At 57.2% G+C, this 17,709-nt stretch carries 16 protein-coding genes and 1 riboswitch; of the genes, 8 read left to right on the plus strand and 8 right to left on the minus strand.

The genetic code is table 11. The features are described from left to right. Nucleotides 1–69 precede the first annotated feature (69 nt). The 4 genes from AC1P02_RS14335 to AC1P02_RS14350 all read left to right on the plus strand — a co-directional run bounded on the left by AC1P02_RS14335 (nt 70) and on the right by AC1P02_RS14350 (nt 4,026). Entirely contained in the window at nt 70–1,362 is a 1,293-nt protein-coding gene (locus AC1P02_RS14335) for an NAD(P)/FAD-dependent oxidoreductase (protein ID WP_005310451.1), read from the plus strand. A gap of 208 nt (nt 1,363–1,570) precedes the next feature. Further along, on the plus strand, nt 1,571–1,888 hold the full coding sequence (locus AC1P02_RS14340) for a heavy metal-binding domain-containing protein (RefSeq protein WP_005310453.1): 318 nt from the start codon (nt 1,571–1,573) through the stop codon (nt 1,886–1,888). A 168-nt stretch (nt 1,889–2,056) separates the two neighbouring features. Continuing rightward, entirely contained in the window at nt 2,057–2,815 is a 759-nt protein-coding gene (locus tag AC1P02_RS14345; RefSeq protein WP_059112274.1) for a substrate-binding periplasmic protein, read from the plus strand. A 194-nt stretch (nt 2,816–3,009) separates the two neighbouring features. Then, nucleotides 3,010–4,026 carry a S66 family peptidase gene (locus AC1P02_RS14350; RefSeq protein WP_485182511.1) on the plus strand — a complete coding sequence of 339 codons (1,017 nt, stop codon included), beginning with the start codon at nt 3,010–3,012 and terminating at the stop codon, nt 4,024–4,026. Nucleotides 4,027–4,095: 69 nt separating this feature from the next. Here AC1P02_RS14350 and AC1P02_RS14355 read toward each other — a convergent pair whose 3' ends face one another. Then, nucleotides 4,096–6,369: an LTA synthase family protein gene (locus AC1P02_RS14355; RefSeq protein ID WP_408862122.1), complete on the minus strand. Its 2,274-nt coding sequence runs from the start codon at nt 6,367–6,369 to the stop codon at nt 4,096–4,098. A 252-nt stretch (nt 6,370–6,621) separates the two neighbouring features. Here AC1P02_RS14355 and AC1P02_RS14360 point away from each other — a divergent pair, with 252 nt between their 5' ends. Beyond that, nucleotides 6,622–7,710 (plus strand): protein kinase family protein, encoded by a 1,089-nt coding sequence (locus tag AC1P02_RS14360; protein WP_485182512.1) that lies wholly within the window; start codon nt 6,622–6,624, stop codon nt 7,708–7,710. A 91-nt stretch (nt 7,711–7,801) separates the two neighbouring features. On the opposite strand, the gene lysC is transcribed toward AC1P02_RS14360, so the two are convergent. Both lysC and argA read right to left on the minus strand, forming a co-directional pair. After that, complete coding sequence (gene lysC, locus AC1P02_RS14365) at nt 7,802–9,154, minus strand: lysine-sensitive aspartokinase 3 (protein WP_429176827.1); 1,353 nt, start codon at nt 9,152–9,154, stop codon at nt 7,802–7,804. An 89-nt stretch (nt 9,155–9,243) separates the two neighbouring features. Beyond that, nucleotides 9,244–9,468: riboswitch (Lysine riboswitch) on the minus strand. 108 nt (nt 9,469–9,576) lie between these two features. Beyond that, nucleotides 9,577–10,905 carry an amino-acid N-acetyltransferase gene (argA, locus tag AC1P02_RS14370; protein WP_485182513.1) on the minus strand — a complete coding sequence of 443 codons (1,329 nt, stop codon included), beginning with the start codon at nt 10,903–10,905 and terminating at the stop codon, nt 9,577–9,579. 270 nt (nt 10,906–11,175) lie between these two features. On the opposite strand from argA, the gene msrA reads away from it, so the two are divergent. Next, nucleotides 11,176–11,808 (plus strand): peptide-methionine (S)-S-oxide reductase MsrA, encoded by a 633-nt coding sequence (gene msrA, locus AC1P02_RS14375; protein ID WP_485182514.1) that lies wholly within the window; start codon nt 11,176–11,178, stop codon nt 11,806–11,808. Nucleotides 11,809–12,163: 355 nt separating this feature from the next. Here the strand turns inward: msrA and AC1P02_RS14380 are convergent, their stop codons facing one another. From AC1P02_RS14380 to AC1P02_RS14390, 3 genes are read right to left on the minus strand one after another with little or no spacing between them, the layout of a single operon-like run. Beyond that, entirely contained in the window at nt 12,164–12,499 is a 336-nt protein-coding gene (locus AC1P02_RS14380; protein ID WP_005310468.1) for a DUF3802 family protein, read from the minus strand. A gap of 55 nt (nt 12,500–12,554) precedes the next feature. Then, nucleotides 12,555–13,031 carry a GNAT family N-acetyltransferase gene (locus AC1P02_RS14385; protein ID WP_429235206.1) on the minus strand — a complete coding sequence of 159 codons (477 nt, stop codon included), beginning with the start codon at nt 13,029–13,031 and terminating at the stop codon, nt 12,555–12,557. Between the two features lie 8 nt (nt 13,032–13,039). Beyond that, nucleotides 13,040–13,396, minus strand: a complete 357-nt coding sequence (locus AC1P02_RS14390; protein WP_256688165.1) for an MmcQ/YjbR family DNA-binding protein — start codon at nt 13,394–13,396, stop codon at nt 13,040–13,042. A 106-nt stretch (nt 13,397–13,502) separates the two neighbouring features. Between AC1P02_RS14390 and AC1P02_RS14395 the strand changes: the two genes are divergently transcribed. Next, nucleotides 13,503–14,294 carry an alpha/beta fold hydrolase gene (locus AC1P02_RS14395; RefSeq protein WP_021140618.1) on the plus strand — a complete coding sequence of 264 codons (792 nt, stop codon included), beginning with the start codon at nt 13,503–13,505 and terminating at the stop codon, nt 14,292–14,294. A 282-nt stretch (nt 14,295–14,576) separates the two neighbouring features. On the opposite strand, the gene kwaB is transcribed toward AC1P02_RS14395, so the two are convergent. Together kwaB and kwaA are read right to left on the minus strand one after the other, a co-directional pair. After that, on the minus strand, nt 14,577–15,536 hold the full coding sequence (gene kwaB, locus AC1P02_RS14400; protein WP_485182515.1) for an anti-phage protein KwaB: 960 nt from the start codon (nt 15,534–15,536) through the stop codon (nt 14,577–14,579). After that, a complete protein-coding gene (kwaA, locus tag AC1P02_RS14405) occupies nt 15,529–16,116 on the minus strand; it encodes an anti-phage protein KwaA (RefSeq protein WP_429235202.1) in 588 nt (195 codons plus the stop codon). Before kwaA ends, kwaB begins: the two co-directional genes overlap by 8 nt. Nucleotides 16,117–16,604: 488 nt before the next feature. On the opposite strand from kwaA, the gene AC1P02_RS14410 reads away from it, so the two are divergent. Then, nucleotides 16,605–17,552, plus strand: coding sequence for a hypothetical protein (locus AC1P02_RS14410; protein WP_485185458.1), 948 nt, complete (start codon nt 16,605–16,607; stop codon nt 17,550–17,552). Nucleotides 17,553–17,709 lie beyond the last annotated feature (157 nt).

Raw genomic sequence — 17,709 nt, forward strand, 5'->3', positions numbered from 1 at the left:
ACGTCATGGATTCAACTATCAAGGGAGCCGATGGCTCCCTTCGCTTTAATGGAACCGAGGTAATTAACCATGACCAATATTGTTGTCGTCGGCGGTGGAGCTGGCGGTCTGGAGCTGGCTACCAGCCTGGGTCGCAAACTGGGCAAGAAGAACAAGGCCAAGATCACCCTGGTCGACCGTAACCGTACCCACCTGTGGAAACCCCTGCTGCACGAAGTGGCCACCGGCTCCATGGACGCGGGTATCGATGCCCTGAGCTACCAGTCCCATGCCAAAAACCACGGTTTCGATTTCCAGCTGGGCAGCCTGACTGACATCAAGCGCGACGAAAAACGCATCGTGCTGGGGAAGATCGTCGATGAGAATGGCGACATAGTGGTGCATGAGCGGGAGGTGCCGTACGACATCCTGGTGATGGCCATCGGTTCCGTTTCCAACGACTTCAACACCAAGGGCATCAAGGATCACTGCATCTTCCTGGACAGCCCCTCCCAGGCGCACCGTTTCCACAACAGCATGATGAACCGCTTCCTGCAGTTCGCCACCGAATACCAGCCTGGTGACAAGGTGAAGATCGCCATCGTTGGCGGCGGTGCCACTGGCGTCGAGCTCTCTGCCGAGCTCTATAACGCTGTGGAGCAGCTCTATGCCTACGGTTTCAAGAACCTCACCACAGAGAGCCTGAAGGTGACTCTGGTGGAAGCGGGCCCCCGCATACTGCCAGCGCTGCCGGAGCGCATCAGTGGCGCGGCTCATCAGGAACTGGTCAAACTGGGGGTGGATGTGCGTACCGCCACCATGATCACCGAAGCCACCAGCGATGGGCTGCACACCAAGGATGGGGAGCTCATCGAAGCTGATCTCATGGTGTGGGCTGCCGGTATCAAGGCGCCGGATTTCATGAAGGATATCGCCGGCCTTGAAACCAACCGCATCAACCAGCTGGTAGTGAAAGAGACACTGCAAACCAGCCGTGACGAGAACATCTTCGTCATCGGTGACTGCGCTGCCTGCCCGCAGCCGGATGGCAAATTCGTGCCGCCACGCGCCCAGTCCGCCCACCAGATGGCGACCCAGGCATGCAAGAATATCCTAGCCAAGCTGGAAGGGGGCGAGATGAAGCCTTACCTCTATCACGATCACGGCTCGCTGGTCTCTTTGAGCCGCTTCTCCACAGTGGGCAGCCTGATGGGCAACCTGATGCGCGGCTCCATGATGGTAGAAGGCTACATAGCACGCATGGTTTACATCTCGCTGTACCGGATGCACCAGGTCGCTCTGCACGGCTACATCAAGACGGGTCTCATCATGCTGGTGGGCCGCATCAACCGGGTACTGCGCCCGACCCTGAAGCTGCACTAAGCTGCCATCAGCACACGAAAAGGAGAGGCCTGGCCTCTCCTTTTTTTATCGTTCAGGTCCAGGTTCCGGCGATGGGCGCGAGCCAAATGGCTGCATGGTCGCCTGCAACGGCAACCATTATCGTGCAACTGGCTATTAGGGGGCGGGGGATGTTGTCCGGTAGAAGTTTGGGGTAGTCTGAAACCCATTTTCACCTCAGGAGCGCAAGATGATCCTCTCAACTACCCCCACGCTGGAAGGCAAAACCATTCGTGAATACCGCGGCATCGTCGTGGGTGAAGCCATTCTCGGCGCCAATATCTTCAAGGATCTGTTTGCCGGTATCCGCGATATCATTGGTGGCCGCTCCGGTGCCTACGAAAAAGAGCTGGCCCGCGCCCGCGAGATTGCCTTCGATGAACTGAAAGAGCGCGCGCAGGCGCTGGGCGCCAACGCCGTGGTCGGTATCGATATCGACTACGAGGTGGTGGGGCAGAACGGCAGCATGCTGATGGTCAGCATCAGCGGTACCGCCGTTGTAATCTAAGCCCTGTCAGCCATTGAAAAACCGGCAACCTTCTGCCGGTTTTTCTGTTTCTACCCCGGCGTTGACCGGAACTGTGACAAATCCTGTGATCTTGCTGGCCAGCCTGCATACGCAGGGTTGCCCACTGCCGCCATACTGAAGCAAGGGAAACAGGCAGAGAGGTCAATCATGTGGCATTTTCGCTGGTTATTGTTGTGGTGCTGGCTGGGCAGCGCCGCAGGGGCCAACATTCAGGCGGTAACAGAGGAGCTTCCTCCTTACAACTATCGGGACAGAGACGGTCTGGTAACGGGTCTGTCGGTGGATCTCCTGCAACGGATGGTCGACAGGAGCAAGCTTTCGCTCGACAGCAAGGGGGTGCAACTCCTGCCCTGGGCGCGGGCCTATCAGATGGCATTGCATCAGCCCAACACCGTCATCTTCAGCATTGTACGTCTGCCGGAACGAGAGGATCTCTTTCATTGGGTTGGCCCCATAGCGCCTCGCACCCTCTGGTTTTATCGCCTGGCGAAACGGGAAGAGGTGACGGCCAGCCATCTCTCTGAGCTGGCGCCCTGGCGGATTGCGGTGGTGCGTAATTCCGCAGCGGCACGGGAGCTTGCCGAGATGGGGCTCAACCTGGTGCTGGTGCACGATGAGGATGACAAGTTTCGCATGATGCTGCGCAGGCGAGCGGACATAGCACCTGCCCTGCAGATGGGGGCGGCCTATCACATAGAGTCGCTGGGCCACAGCTATTCGGATTTTGTCCCCCTGTTTCAGTATCAGGACACCAAGCAGTTCTACTTTGCCTTCAGCCTGGAGACGGATGAGGCAATCATCAAGGCACTGCAAGGGACCCTGGACAGCATGCGTGCGGATGGGACTTACGATGAGATCACCCAGAAATGGGAGCGTCGCTTCTGGATCAGGCCGGCGAGCGAATGAGCGTCTGCGCGGCGGCCCATGTCAGTACTGAGGTGGCAAGGGTCGCTGTGATGGTTCGCCGCGTCTCGCCAAACAGCTCACCGGGGCCAAGCAGCTTATCCTGATGTCTTTCGGGTCATCCAAGGGTTACTATGAGTCCTTCAAGGTCGGCGCCATAATACCAGATGGCCGCACTCGGGACAGGACACCTGACAATGACATCACTCAAGCCGCCAGGGCTCAAGCCTGGCGACACCATAGGTTTTTTCTCCCCCTCCAGCGCGGCCACTGCCTGCGCTTCCATAAACCGCTTTGCCCGTGCAAAGCGGTTTATGGAAGCGCAGGGCTTCAGGCTCAAGGCGGGCAGCCTCACCGGCCAGCAGGATCACTGGCGATCCGGCACAATCGCAGCCCGGGCTGCCGAGCTCAATACACTTATTCGCGATCCGCATGTGCGTTGCATCATGTCGGTGATTGGCGGCAGCAATTCCAACTCCCTGCTGCCATATCTCGATTACGAGGCGCTCAAACGGGATCCCAAGATCATCATCGGCTACTCGGATGTGACGGCCCTGCTGCTCGGCATTTATGCCAAAACCGGCCTCGTCACCTTTTATGGCCCGGCGCTGGTGGCCTCGTTCGGTGAATGGCCGCCCCTGGTGGATGAGACTCTGGCCGGGTTTAGCCAGATCTGCCTGGCGGGTGGGGGCGCCGTGCCTCATACCTTGCCGACCCCTGCTTATTGGACCGACGAGCGGCTCGATTGGGAAAACCAGACTCGGGCCAAGCAGTGTCAGCCCAATCGGTTGATCTCGGTGGGGACAGGTCGGGTGCGGGGACGGCTGCTGGGTGGCAACCTCAATACCCTGACGGGGATCTGGGGCTCTCCCTACATGCCGGCCATCGCACACGGGGATATTCTGCTGCTGGAAGACAGCCTCAAGTCGGCGGAAACAGTGGAGCGCGCCTTCGCCCATCTCAAGCTGTGCGGTGTGTTTGACCGCATCGGCGCCCTGGTTCTCGGCAAGCACGAGCTGTTCGATCGTCAGGGCAGTAGCAAGCGCCCCCTCGATATCCTGCTGGAGGTGGTGGGGGAGCCGACCTTTCCCATACTGGCGGAGTTTGACTGTGCCCACACTCATCCCATGCTGAATCTGCCTCTTGGCATCGAGGCTGAGCTGGATCTCGATGCCCGGACCCTCACCCTGTGCGAACCCTGGCTTGGCGAGTGAGTGATCCCGTCAATCGCAGTATGCAAAGAGGCCGCAACAGCGGCCTCTTTCACTTTCTCAGGTCCGGGATCAGGGCAGGGCATTGGCCCTGAAGCTGGCCCGGATCTGGGGCACAAGGGGGGAGACGTCGAAGCCTTTCTCCTCCCCCAGCACAGGATGGAGCAGGGGAAGATCCGGGATCGGGGTCAGATCCCCCGCCAGCAGCTGACGGGTGGCCTGGCCCATCTGGTAGAGCTGGCGCACAGGGGCAAATTGCCGTTCGAGAGAGAGGGCACCATCATCGCGGGTAAAGGCCATCATGGGGATCTGGTAGCTGGCATCGCGGGGCGGTTTGTCGCCGTGAATGCCCTTGCCAGCCGACATCAGAAAGGGTTGATGATCGCCAAAGGCCACCACCAGATAGCGTTTGCCAGAATTGTCCAGCCGTTTGAGCAGCCGCTCCAGGGAAGCCATGGCATCCACCACCCCCGTGTAGTAGGTGTTGAGCAGCTGGCGGTCTGCCGCACTCTGATCCGGACAGGCCTTGTCGAGTTGCTGTGCCTGATAGCGATCCCCGTCGAAGGGGCCGTGGCCCTGCATGGTAACCGCGTAGGCAAAGAGCGGTGAGGTGTCCTGCTCGCTGCGTCTGAGCAGATGGTCGATCAGTGCATCGTCCGAGATGTAGAGCCCCTTGTGCTCGAGACTGGTAAAGCGGGTATCGAACCAGCGTTCCTCATAGCCAAGGGCCGGCATCGCCTTGGCACGGCCCCAGAACTTCTCCACGTAAGGGTGGGCAAACAGGGTGTGATAGCCGCTTTGCTTTGCGCTTTGTGCAAGACCGGGCACCTGCTCGGACAGGTAGTAATAGGGCACGACCCCCTGCTTGAGCAGGCCCACTGGCAGGCCCGTGTTCATCTCGAACTCGGCCAGCACCGTCATGCCGCCTGTGGTGGGGGAGTGGATGGTCTTTTGCCACTGCTGCACGCTGGCGGGCAGGCTCAATGTGGGAGGCGGGGCGCAGATCCTGCCCTGCCAGCCGAGCCAGAGCGACTCGTATTGCAGCACTATTACCAGATCGAAGCGCGGGGGCTGTCCCTGGCTCACATGGCTGATCTGTGGAGTGAATTCATTGATCTGCAAGGGATAGCGAAACACACTGCCGCTTTGCAGCATCTCGTCCACCAGATTGAACAGATAGAGGCCGGGGCCGGAGCGGATGAGATCCCTGTGATAGTTGACCGCTCTGTCCACGTAGCGAATGTTGGCCCCCAGCAGCTTGTTGCCGGTCTGGGTCGCGAACACACACAGGGCAAAAAAGGCGGCGGTGGCGGCGGTCGTGCGAAACAGGCCGCGCAATACCCAGCGTGACAGGGCGAAACGCCAGCAGACAAACAGCAGCGCAGCGACGCCGAGCACAGGCAATACCGGATGCTGATCCAGCAGGATCCGCAGCAGTGCCAGCAGATTGCCAAGGTCGTCACCCCCCAGCGGCACCCCGTAGATGGCGATCTTCATGAAGTTGGCGAGCAGGCCAATGCCGGAAAGCGCCGTGAACACCAGTCCCATATAGAGATTGAAGCCCGCCAGGGCACAGAGGCTCCAGCCCAGTACCATGCTGCCCCAGGCGAGGTAGTAGTGCTCGGGCCTGAAGCCGGACCAGAGCAGAAACTCCCCCAGTTTGAATACCACAAAGCCGTGCAGCAGCACGAAGGTGAGGTTGCCGAGCAGCAGGCTGCCGATGATCCGCCAGCGCAAACTGCGCCTGAGCTTGGGCAGCAGGGCCTTGAGCACGGCGGCGCTCAGTGCCAGTACCAATACCAGGCTGGTGAAGAGGTAGGTGAGGTTGAAACCCTGCTCCGGCAGAGTCTGCAGGATCTGGCTGAATTCAGCGCTCTCGGGTCGATCTGCCAGCAGCAGGCCGATCCGCAGCTGATAGCGACTGGCGAGGGCATCGTCCGGTGCCCGCAAGGTGCTGTTGAGATCCAGGGTGCAGCGCCCTTTATTGCATCGCTGGCGTTTTTCTACCGCCTGGCTCAGCTGATCTATGCGCTCCCCTTTGTCGTTGAGCAGCTCTACCCGCACCTTGTCCCCCGCTTGCAGCGGTTTGAGCAGCTGCCACTGGCTGCGCACCACCAGATAGAGGCCACGGTTGTCACTCTTGTAGAGCAGAGAGTGACGCGTGAGCGTCGCTATGGGTTGGTCGGCAGGTCCCAGCACCAGCGGCCGGGCCTGGCCGAGCCAGCTGCCGGGATTGATCTGCGGCAGTATCAGGGTCAGCAGCAGCAGCGCAGCCAGCAAGCCAAGCAGCAGGGAAGGCAGGCTGGGGATCCTGGCTGACCGGCGTGCTGAGGAGGGGACTTTCATATGAGCTCATCCTTTGAGCGAGTAACGACGAATGGCTGCTGCATTTAATGTGACCCGATGGTGAGGGGCTTGTTCCTTGTTGTCAATTTAATGACCAAACAATGAATATTTCGTGACCATGAAGCCATGCAAACTGTGATCCGGATCGGGCCGTCACACTCATTCTGTGATGAAAGCGTCATCATGACGCTTTGCTGCTGGTCTGTACCTGCCTTGCTGCTTAGTCTCTCAATAATGGATGGAGGTACATGTATGAATCCCAAGGTAGCGGCACGTCAGGCAAGATTGCTCCGCATGCTGGAGAGCAAGGAGGAGATCCGGATCGGGCGCGAGCAGGATTGCCCCTTGCCACTGGCACAGCTGGTGAGACTCAGAGAGGATCATCCCGCCGTGCTCAAGGTCTATCGTCACGGGCTCACCGCCGAGGTGTTTCACCTCAAGGTGGAGGGGCATCACTGGTGCCTGAAACGGCGCAGGCATGACTCCCTGGTGGCCAATATCGACGGCAAGACCGCCTTCCTGACCGAGCTGGAGCGGCGCCGCGAGATAGAGGCGCTGCGTGAGCTGCATCCCACCATTCTCTCTCACGTGGTCTGTACCTGCTTTGGCTCGGCCAGGGCAGGGGTGCTCGTCTCTCCCTGGTTGCGAGGGGGGCCGGTACACGACCTCAATGAGCGCAATCTGGCCCAGATGCTGGCGGTGCAGGCCGAGCTCGCCCACTGGGGCTGGTTTGACTGGGATCCGAGCCCGGGCAACCTGCTCGATGATGGCCAGCGGATCGCCGTGTTCGATTTTGGCTACATGTGGCCGTTCGATCCCCGCCATGAATTCAACTCAAACGGCCTCTCCGATCCCCAGTCTCATGTGCCGGAACGGCTGGAGACCCGCACCCTCTCGGGTCTCTGGCTCGACGAGCCGGATCCGTTGCCGCAGTTTCGCTACTGGCGTGGACTCTGTCTGGGCTGGGTGCAGCGCGAATTGCAATATCTGACCCGGGAGGGGGCAAGCTCGGCAGTGCTGGCTCGATTGCAAGGGTTGCAGGGGGAGTGGCGCTCGGCACTGGCAAGCGACGACGCGCTGGCCGCCAACTGGTGGCGGGACATGTATCGCAGCCATCGGCTCGACATCATGGATGACCTCAGCGGCAAGAGCTGCGGCCCGCTCACCCTGCGCCGGCTCGACTGGCTTGAGAAGGCGGTGACCGACCATTTCGCCGAGCTGGCGGATAATCTGGGGCCTGACGAGGCTGGCTATAGCCAGGCAGCGCTGCTGGCCAGACTCGCGGGTCTGCGTGAGGAGATCCGCTCTTGCCTGTTGCCGGTGCCGACACTGGCAGGGTAGGCGCTGGTATCTGCATCGATGACATGGGCATCAACGACAAGAGGGGCACCCTGAGTGCCCCTCTTTTATGCAGTGTCAAACCTCGGCTGGCTCAGTCGAGCAGCTCCTGGTGGAGGCGATTGACGATGTGGCCCGCTTCTTCTTCCTTGACCAGGAAGCAGAGGTTGTGGGCACTGGCGCCATAACAGATCATGCGGATGTTGTGCTCGCGAATGGCGTCAAAGACCTGACTGCCCACCCCAGCCGCCTCGCTCATGCGGTTGCCGATGAGCGCCACCAGTGCCAGACCGGTTTCCACCTTTACCTTGCACAGCTGACCCAGCTCGGCCAGCACCTTGTCGCTGAGCACGGGCTCGCCGTTGCTCTGGCTGCCGGTGTGATCCAGGGTGAGCGACACGCTCACTTCCGAGGTGGTGATGAGATCCACCGAAATGCGGTGGCGGGCCAGGATGCCGAACACCTCGGCCAGGAAGCCGTAGGCGTGGAACATGTTGAGGCTGTGCAGGGTCACCAGCACTTGCTGGCGGCGCAATGCCACGGCGCGAAACAGCGGGTTGGTGCTGGTGCTGGCGCGGATCCAGGTGCCGCCGGCGGCGGGATCCTTGCTGGAGCCGACAAAGACAGGAATGTCCTGGCGCACCGCCGGTTGCAGGGTGGCCGGGTGCAGCACCTTGGCGCCAAAGGTAGCCATCTCGGCCGCTTCCACGAAGCTTATTTCGGGAATGGGGCGTGCACGTGTCACCAGTCGCGGATCCGTGGTGTAGATGCCGGGCACATCGGTCCAGATCTCTATGCTGCCCGCATCCAGCGCTTCGGCGAGCAGGGCGGCGCTGTAATCGGAGCCGCCGCGACCAAGCGTGGTGGTGCGGCCATCGGCATCCGAGCCGATGAAGCCCTGGGTGATGATGAGGCTGTCGCCGAGCAGAGGCCCCAGCGTCTGTTGGCAGAGGTCGCGAGTGGCGGCGAGATCCACGGTCGCCTTGCCAAATCGGCTGTCGGTGCGCATCAGCTGGCGCACATCCTGCCAGTGGGCCTTGATACCACGCTGGTGCAACAGCTCGGTAAAGAGGCGGGTAGACATCAGCTCGCCACAGGCGATGAGCCTGTCAGCCAGCTCCGCATCCGTATGCTGACTGGCCTGGCGGGCCATGGTGCGGATCTCGCCGAGGGTGGCATGGATCAGGGTACTCACGTCGGCGGGATCACCCAGTGCCGTCAGTATGGCCTGCTGGATCTCGGCCAGTTTGGCCAGCTGCACCTCCTGGCCTGCCTCGTCCAGATCGCCCTGGGCCAGTGCCACCAGCAGATTGGTGACGCCGGCGCTGGCGCTCAGCACCACCACTCGGCTTGCCGGATTGGCCAGCACCACATTGGCGCAATTGTTCATGGCCGCGGCATTGGCGACACTGGTTCCGCCAAACTTGGCGACATTGATCGGGCTCATTGCTTACTCCTGTCTTAATATAAAAATCCGGTTCCATCGGGCAAAAAGAGAGGAGGAGGCTGAAAATGGCAGGAATGAGAGAAGCTATCCCGGCCAGAAGCACTCCACCCGCAGAGCCCATCCCGTACCAGCCCCTGGTGGGGCTCGGTGGGGGATGACCACTACCGATGACAACCCGGGGGATTCAGCCCCCGCAGCCGACGTTGAGGTATCCAGTTGCCTCACCCGTCTCGGCGCTGCTCCCCCTGACCCAAGTTCATCGGACGCTGGTGTCCTCCCTTGGGCTGCCTGGGCAGCGCTCCTCTTCTGGCTCCACCGCAGGCGGTGGAGTGCAATTAGAAATACCCTGTGCTGGATTGCACTGTCAATCGAGATTGTGAAAAAGTTAACATTCGGCGACAACTCGGCACAAGATCAACAAGTTACGAAATGTTTTTTGACAAAACCTTGGAGCGGCGCTGCCAGTTGTAGAGCCGTTGCCGTTCCACCGGCAGGTCTTCCACCTCCAGCGGATCGAAGCCCCGTTCCCGGAACCAGTGAATGGAGCGGGTGGTGAGCACGAACAGGCGACGAATGCCGAGCCGCTTGGCCCGCTCGGCCACCTTGGCCACCAGCTGATCCCCCCGATTGGAGTTGCGATACTCGGGGTGAATGGCGACGCAGGCCATCTCCGCCATCGCCTCTTCCATGAAGCAGTAGAGCGCCGCGCAGCCGATGATGAGGCCGTCGCGCTCTATGATGGTGAACTTGTCTATTTCCATCTCCAGCTGCTCGCGAGAGCGGCGCACCAGAATGCCGTCCTCCTCCAGCGGGCGAATGAGATCCAGAATGCCGCCAATGTCTTCGATGGTGGCGGCGCGGGCCTGCTCGGCGCTTTCCCGCACTATCTGGGTACCGAGGCCGTCGCGACTGAACAGCTCTTGCAACATGGCGCCGTCATCCTGATAGCTCACCAGATGGGAGCGGGGTACGCCGCCCCGGCAGGAGGCAATCGCCGCACGCAGGTAACGGGCTGTGCCGGACATCTCTTCCCCCGCCTGCTCCAGCTCCACCAGCAGCTCCTCGGCCTGCTCGGGGAAGAGCTCCGAGATGGCTTCGCCGTGTCTGTCCATGACGCCCTGGGTGCTGCTGAAACAGATAAGTTTGTCGGCTTTGAGATCCACTGCCACCCGGCGGGCGACCTCTTCCGAGCTCAGGTTGAAGCTCTCGCCGGTGACCGAGCAACCGATGGGGGAGATGAGCACCAGCCCCTTCTGATCCAGTTGGCGGGTGATCCCCTCCACGTCGATGCGGCGTACCCGACCGCTGTGACAAAAGTCGATGCCATCATCCACCCCCAGCGGCTGGGCGGTGACGAAATTGCCACTCACCACACTGATGCGGGCCCCCTGCATGGGGGTGTTGGCCAGCCCCATGGAGAGCTGGGCCGTGATGTCGTACTGCAGGCCGCCACACACCTGTTTGATGATGGCGAAGCTCTCGTCATCGGTGACCCGGATCCGCCTGTGGTACTGGGCTTCGATACCCGCGCGAGCCAGTGCCTCGTCGTTTTGCGGACGTGAACCGAACACCAGCACCAAACGAATTCCCAGCGTCTGCAGCAGGGCGATATCGCTGACGATATTGGCAAAATTGGGGTGGCAGATGGCTTCCCCTCCCATCATCAGCACAAAGGTGGCGCCTCTGTGCACATTGACATAGGGGGTAGACTGCCGAAAGGCATAGACCAGGCTGGGTTCGCGTTCACGCACTTGAGGCTTCTTCCATAAAAAAACAGCAATGGGCTCAATATATGAAAATAAATTCACAAATCAAGACTAAATATTGATTTGGCCATTTTATGCCACCATTTTGTTCGCTTGATGACGCTGAAGAAAAACGAGAGACGAGAAGGTGGCGAAAAATACAGCAACACCAGTCTGGCTGTGGCCTTGGTTGATCCCGGCTCATAACCTGTTATCTTCGAGACTCCTTTTCGTCAGCTGTGCGATGACACAGGTTTTTATACAAGGACAGGGTTCATGGAACAGATTATTTCACCGGCAGATGCACTGCCGGGACGCCGCGATGCGATGGTGATTGGCCAGCAACATGCCGTCAATGGTCACCCGACTCAGGGCCCCTGGCCTGAAGACATGGCAGTAGCCTGGTTTGGCATGGGGTGTTTCTGGGGCGTTGAGCGTCTGTTCTGGCAGCAGCCCGGTGTCTACTCCACCGCCGCTGGCTATCAGGGTGGCGTCACCCTGAATCCCACCTACAAGGAGGTGTGCAGCGGCCTGACCGGTCACGCCGAAACGGTACAGGTGGTGTTTGACCCCAGCGTCATCAGTTATGCCGCCCTGCTCAAGCTGTTCTGGGAGCAGCATGATCCGGCCCAGGGCATGCGCCAGGGTGGCGATGTCGGTACCCAGTACCGTTCGGTGATCTTCTATGGCGACGAAACCCAGCAAGTGATCGCCCAACAGAGCCAGGCCGCCTATCAGCAGGCCATGATGGCCAGTGGCGACAGCCGTGCCATCACCACCCGCGTCTTGCCGCTGGCGCCCTTCTATTACGCCGAGGATTACCATCAGCAATATCTGGAGAAAAATCCGGAAGGGTATTGCGGGCTGGGGGGGATCGGAGTCTGTTTGCCGCCGAGCCTCAATCGCTAACAGATGGCGCCATGCTAGATCACCCCTGCTTTGATACCAAAAGAGGCCGCATTTGCGGCCTCTTTTACGCCTGATGTCGACTGACTGTCGGCGCAGTGAAAAAAATCGTAAAAAAATATGTCATGAACGGGAACTAAATAGAATTGGCCCTGCCGAACTAAGTAGCTTCCAAGGATGGCAGCCAAGACCAGACACATTTCTTGCCTCGACCTTCACTGAACGCCACTGAAAAGCTGGATAGATTGAAATGATAGCAAGCAGGGCTGCCCATTGAGGCGGCCCTTTTCATGTGTGCTATGTGCGAAAAAAAACGGGCGTCTGGGTCGGCGCCACGGCGATCAGGTGTCTCGACGGATTAGCTGATGGCGCCGTCAAACAGATTCTTGATGAGGTCGATGAACTCTTCGAGGAAGGCTTGCTGGGCCGGGGTAGGGGCACGCAGCCAGACGGCGGAGAGCACCTCTTCCAGATCGGCGACCACGGCATCGGCTTCCTGCATGATCATGAAGCGCAATTTGGGATCGAGCTGCGGGTTTTGTTCGCAGATGGCCATCAGGTTGCTCGCCACCCGGCTGCTCACCAGATCTTCGATGGTCTGTTCACCACCGCTCTGCTGCTGGGCTTCAAACAGTCCCAGACTCTCCACCAGATACTCAATCAGGGCGATATAGCCTTCGCTTTCTACAACCATGGCGGCCTCAATCCTCAACAATACGAAAAAACTGTGCGTATTTTAGTGGCTGGTCCTAGCTTGGCAAGCGGCAGTGCAGACGATAGCGGATAAAACTGACTCCACCCCGCTCCACGCTTTCCAATCCGGTCAGCTCAAAGCCATACCGTAAAAATAGTCCATAGCTGAAGGCGCTGGCTTCCGTCGTCAGAGTCTGGATGCCGAGCCGAGTCGCCTGGCTGAGGGCGGTGGCGAGCAAGAGGCCGCCAAACCCCTGCCGTTGATGGTCGGCGCTCACATAAAGCAGGCTCAGGTGACCATCGTCGCTGAGGGTGACGAAGCCGAGCACGACGCCGGCTTGCTCCAGCACCCAGCCGTGGTGTTCACGCAACTGGCTGACAAAGCCGGGATGATGGGCGCCGAGTGCCCACTGCGCTACCTGCGCCTCGCTGTAGTGCTCGGGGCCGCGTTGGCGTACCGACTGCTCGAACAGGGTAATGAGGGCGGGGATATGCGGCTCGCTCAGCGGGACTATATCGGGCTGCTCCGGCATGGGGCGGCTCACAGTGTCGGCGCTTGCGGCCGTTTGGCCTTGGGCAGGCCGGCGACCACCCGCTCATAGGAGTGGTGGACCCAGCCTTGCCAGAGATCGCTGGCAAGGGTGTCGCTCAGAGTAACCGTGTTCCAGTGCTGCTTGTTCATGTGCCAGCCGGGTTTGACCTCGGGGTGGATCTCCCGCAGCAGCAGGGCGAGCTCGGGCTCACATTTGAGGTTGATGGTGAGCGGCTCTGCCTGCCAATTAACCAGCGCGAACATCTTGCCGGCGATGCGATAGACCAGGATCTCCGGGCCGAAGGGGGTGTCCTCCTGAGTGCCCGGCAGGGTCAGCAGAAAGGCTCTCAAACTCGTCAACTCCATGGTCACGCTCCTCGCCAGTTGCCATGCAAACGTATTTTTTGGGTGAAAATATCTGCTAAGATGCGCGCCTACTATACCCCAATGCCGTCGATGAGGGAGTCGCAAGATGCTGTATCACAAGACGTTCGAGCTTGGCCCCGACAGGGATTGGGTGGTATTCGTGCACGGCGCCGGTGGCAGCTCCTCCATCTGGTTCAAGCAACTGCGCGCCTATCGCGAGCACTTCAACGTGCTGCTGCTGGACCTGCGTGGCCACGGTCAGTCCCACCAGTTGCAGCAGGTGGTCAAGGGTCACTACAGCTTTCGGGCCGTGACCGAAGACATAGTGCGCCTGCTCGATCATCTCAATATCCGTTGCGCTCACTTTGTCGGCATCTCCCTTGGCACCATCCTCATTCGCCATCTGGCGGAGCTCTGCCCGGAGCGGGTCAAGAGCATGGTATTGGGCGGCGCCATACTGCGGCTGGACATTCGCTCCCGGGTATTGGTGCAACTGGGGCGCCTCGGCCAGCACATCCTGCCCTACATGTGGCTCTACCGCCTGTTCGCCTTCATCATAATGCCGCGCCAGCACCATCAGGAGTCGCGCAACCTGTTCGTGCGCGAGGCGCGCAAATTGTGTCAGAAGGAGTTCAAACGCTGGTTCCGCCTCGCCACCGAGGTCAACCCCCTGATGCGCTACTTCAAGGAGCGCGCCCTGCCGATCCCGACCCTCTACGTAATGGGGGAGGAGGATCATATGTTCCTGGCACCGGTGCGCGAACAGGTGGCCCGCGATGCCAGCTCCTCTCTGGCAGTGATCGAACAGTGTGGCCATGTCTGCAATGTGGAGCAGCCTGAGCAGTTCAACCGCCGCACCCTGGCGTTTCTCAAATCCCTGGCTCGCGGCCGCAAATAAATCTTCGCCCAATCCCCCGGACAGGCAAAGCAGGGGATATATCCCAGTCAGCGCTTATCCAGTTCTTCGATGTCATTGGAATAGCGCACTCGTGAGATGGGGCTGAGCCAGCACGCCGGCATTCCCTATTACAGCATTCTCTATTTGGTCGTTCAGGCGGCGAGATAAATAACCCCCCCGGCAGAATATATTCTGTCAGGGGGCTTACTTTAAGACTAAAACAGTTGTGCAAGGCAGCTTTTTTTAAATGGGCGTTGCACATCAAAGCTGAATTCACCAGAACTAAGAGCCCGCTCTATCTTTTGCTCTGGCAATATAATTCATGCCTGTTAATTCTGATTTCAAAAACTCATCATCTAATAACTGTAGAAAATAAGAGCAGCGCTGAATGCTATTTAAGTCAAACTGATTCCCATCTTCTGTTAGCTTGAGCTTATTTTCATAGAAAGATTTACTCATAGCGAATGAGATGATTTCTTCGTTAGATAATTCTTGCTCGATAACAGCTGAGTTTTTGAAAACCTTGACAAATTTCCTTGCAAAGTGAGTCTCATTTTTTAGCCGTTTATTAAACTTTTCTAGATTATTGACAAGGCCACGTGATTCAATACTTGAACAGTATTGCTCTGCCTTAGCATGTATTATTTTGTCAAACCCTAACTCTTTCTCAAATGCATTAATGTTGTTTATTAAATAGTTTTGTCCTATTTTAGCAAAGATAAAATTGTTGTTTAGTCTCAAAACATCATCTGTCATTTTTACAACTCGGGTTTTATGGGTGGTAAAGAATACACCTTTCCCCGAAGTCCATAGCGCTGTTCTATGTATGTACTGATAAAATGAGATTACTTCCCCATCATTTCCTTTCAGTCTTATGACGACAGCTTTAATACTTGACAGACCTTTGCTTTTAACTTGGTATTTGCCAATAATTTTATTGGCTTGCATGTCGTTAACTTTGTCTAAATAATTGAACTCATGAATTCGCTCATCGAAATCAAAATAATAAAGTGCATTCTTTCGATCATCGGCATTAGATAAGTTTGGGATTGAAAGTTTCTCGTTGTCAGTGAATCTGTTTTTCAGATCATTGACAAAGCCAATCATAAATTCATCCAACCCCTCACTTTCAATATCTGAATCATATAGTTCGTTATTATCATCATCAATAAAGAAAACTTTAATCCCTGTACATGTGTCCAGAATTTTCTTCATGTCAACTGTAATATCGTCTCTAGTCATTATTTATTTTCCTAGCGAAGCATACATCTTCAGAGATAAATTTATAGGCAATGTTCTGCCCTTTTTTTAAATCATGTTTTGTTATTACGATTACAGAATGGTAATGGCTTACATGATCGGCCAAGGTGGCCCTGTATAACTTGTATCCATAGATAGATAGTGTGGGGTTTGTATAATACTTATCAGTCCTAACAAAGATTATACCTATCACAACTAATAAGAATAAATAAGCAAGTAGCTTAAGTGGGGAATCAAAGTTGAGCCCCGCAAATGGAACAATATATGTGGCTAAGAAGCTTAAATGCTCATAATTTTCACTTTTGCAATCAATGACCAATAAACTGTCACTAGCACTGCCATTAAGTTCAAAGTCAAATTCACGTCTTATAAATTCACAATATATAATGGAGAAAAGCATCAATATAGGAAGCCAATTAGACAATATATAATATATAACAATATTATATTTAAGTTCACTATCTGAAGATGGAGGTTCTATATTAATGGATAAAAAAATCACCATAACAAATAGGAACATAAGTGAAAGAATGTAAAGCTTTATCTTCTCCTTAGTATTCATATCCAGCCTCTAACTTATTCCTTAACATAATGTCACTATCTTTAATAATAACTTTGCCATCAAATTGGATTGCTGCCGCACAATTTTCAGCTCCCAACGAGTTGTTTCTAAGCGTATTGAAGAGATGTAAACCATCGCTACATCTTGGCTGCCTTTGGGGCTCTAAGGGCCGGATGAGTAGCCTATCAAACGCTGACCTCTCCTGTTGAGTAAAAACACAGCCACCCCGTCGGTTTTGAATGAAATCTTGATGGCGGTCAGATTTTGACGCTTGAGTCTCGAGACAAGTGGGGGGAGGGCAGTTGGGTATGCCTTCCTTTCGAGCCGCTTGGGCGACAAGTCCTGGTTTTGTTCCTTGCCCATCAATGCCTTGTAACAGCTGGTTACAGATCTCCATTCGACTGGCGAACCCTCCCTCCAGTAAATTCAGCGGCGATTGAATGCACCTCACATAACAAAGCAATTGCAAGGAACAAGCGTCAATGAGAATGCACCACAAAGCCATGCTGGCCATCGCCTGCACCGCCGCCCTGTCCGCCTGCGACAGCGAGAAAGCCGCCAACAGTATTGCCAAACGCGCACCACTGCCACTGCCTGATGCGGGCCTTTACGAGGCCAGCCTGTTGAGCCGCGATAATGACAAGGCGTCGTTCAAAATGATCAAGGGGCTGGAAGGGATGGCACTCATCTATCCCAAGGCGGATCGCGAGCAACGTTGGGGAGTCTGGGTCGACAAGAATGCGGGCAAGGTGGCGACCAACAGCCAGTGGAGCGGCAAGGCGGCTCAGAAAGAGAACAAGGATGGGATATACCCCGTCTTGCTGGAGCGTACCTCCGAGCGTGGCAACAAGGTCGATAGCCAGAGCAATGACCACAACCTCATCACCTTCCGTGATCAGCCCGTGGTTGACGTGAATGGCAAAGAGGTCAAGCGCTGGACCTTTGACTTTACCCGTACCGGCACCCGGTTCCGGGAGCCGGATCAGAGCACGACCCTCTACCCATCCTGGAGCGGCCACGTCGCCGTCAGCAAGCTGGCCACCCGGGCGATCAGCAGCGACAGCTGGTCAGTTGCAGACGATGAGGGCTTCGCCGACGCCATGGTGGGCCAGATCAAGAGCACCAACAACAGCGGCTCCCTGACGGTGGAGATGGAATTCCCCAGCGCCGGTTGCACTCTGACCGGCAAGGGCAAGGCCGATCAGCACAATGGCCTGAGCAAGCTGACCGTGAGCGGCTTTGACAAGTGCCGCTTCAAGGCCTCGAGCGATTTCACGCCGATTGAGAACAAGTGGATGCTGAGCCTGGCCAACGCCAGGGACGGGGCTCTGGCCTATGCCGCCGCGTTCACCATCCCCAATACCAAGCAGACTGCATTGGTGGTTGGTTTCCCCGAGCAAAACGGTCTGGTGCTGATGGCGGACAAACAGCCCTGAGTCACTGTTGAAGCCGCCTTGGCTGACGCATAGTGCAGCCGAGGCAATGACTGACCGAAGTGTTTTATGTTCCACCCCGTGTTTACCCCGGTCATGCCGGGGTCTTTTTGCTGGCATGAAAGCCTGCGTCGGGGAGGGCAAGGGTTGTTAATGTGCA

The organism is Aeromonas sp. TS_SC_11, assembly GCF_057318915.1.

Coding starts and splice junctions, on each gene's coding strand:
- AC1P02_RS14335 (WP_005310451.1), top strand. CDS start 70: ATGACCAATATTGTTGTCGTCGGCGGTGGAGCTGGCGGTCTGGAGCTG.
- AC1P02_RS14340 (WP_005310453.1), top strand. CDS start 1,571: ATGATCCTCTCAACTACCCCCACGCTGGAAGGCAAAACCATTCGTGAA.
- AC1P02_RS14345 (WP_059112274.1), top strand. CDS start 2,057: ATGTGGCATTTTCGCTGGTTATTGTTGTGGTGCTGGCTGGGCAGCGCC.
- AC1P02_RS14350 (WP_485182511.1), top strand. CDS start 3,010: ATGACATCACTCAAGCCGCCAGGGCTCAAGCCTGGCGACACCATAGGT.
- AC1P02_RS14355 (WP_408862122.1), bottom strand. CDS start 6,369: ATGAAAGTCCCCTCCTCAGCACGCCGGTCAGCCAGGATCCCCAGCCTG.
- AC1P02_RS14360 (WP_485182512.1), top strand. CDS start 6,622: ATGAATCCCAAGGTAGCGGCACGTCAGGCAAGATTGCTCCGCATGCTG.
- lysC (WP_429176827.1), bottom strand. CDS start 9,154: ATGAGCCCGATCAATGTCGCCAAGTTTGGCGGAACCAGTGTCGCCAAT.
- msrA (WP_485182514.1), top strand. CDS start 11,176: ATGGAACAGATTATTTCACCGGCAGATGCACTGCCGGGACGCCGCGAT.
- AC1P02_RS14380 (WP_005310468.1), bottom strand. CDS start 12,499: ATGGTTGTAGAAAGCGAAGGCTATATCGCCCTGATTGAGTATCTGGTG.
- AC1P02_RS14385 (WP_429235206.1), bottom strand. CDS start 13,031: ATGCCGGAGCAGCCCGATATAGTCCCGCTGAGCGAGCCGCATATCCCC.
- AC1P02_RS14390 (WP_256688165.1), bottom strand. CDS start 13,396: ATGGAGTTGACGAGTTTGAGAGCCTTTCTGCTGACCCTGCCGGGCACT.
- AC1P02_RS14395 (WP_021140618.1), top strand. CDS start 13,503: ATGCTGTATCACAAGACGTTCGAGCTTGGCCCCGACAGGGATTGGGTG.
- kwaB (WP_485182515.1), bottom strand. CDS start 15,536: ATGACTAGAGACGATATTACAGTTGACATGAAGAAAATTCTGGACACA.
- kwaA (WP_429235202.1), bottom strand. CDS start 16,116: ATGAATACTAAGGAGAAGATAAAGCTTTACATTCTTTCACTTATGTTC.
- AC1P02_RS14410 (WP_485185458.1), top strand. CDS start 16,605: ATGCACCACAAAGCCATGCTGGCCATCGCCTGCACCGCCGCCCTGTCC.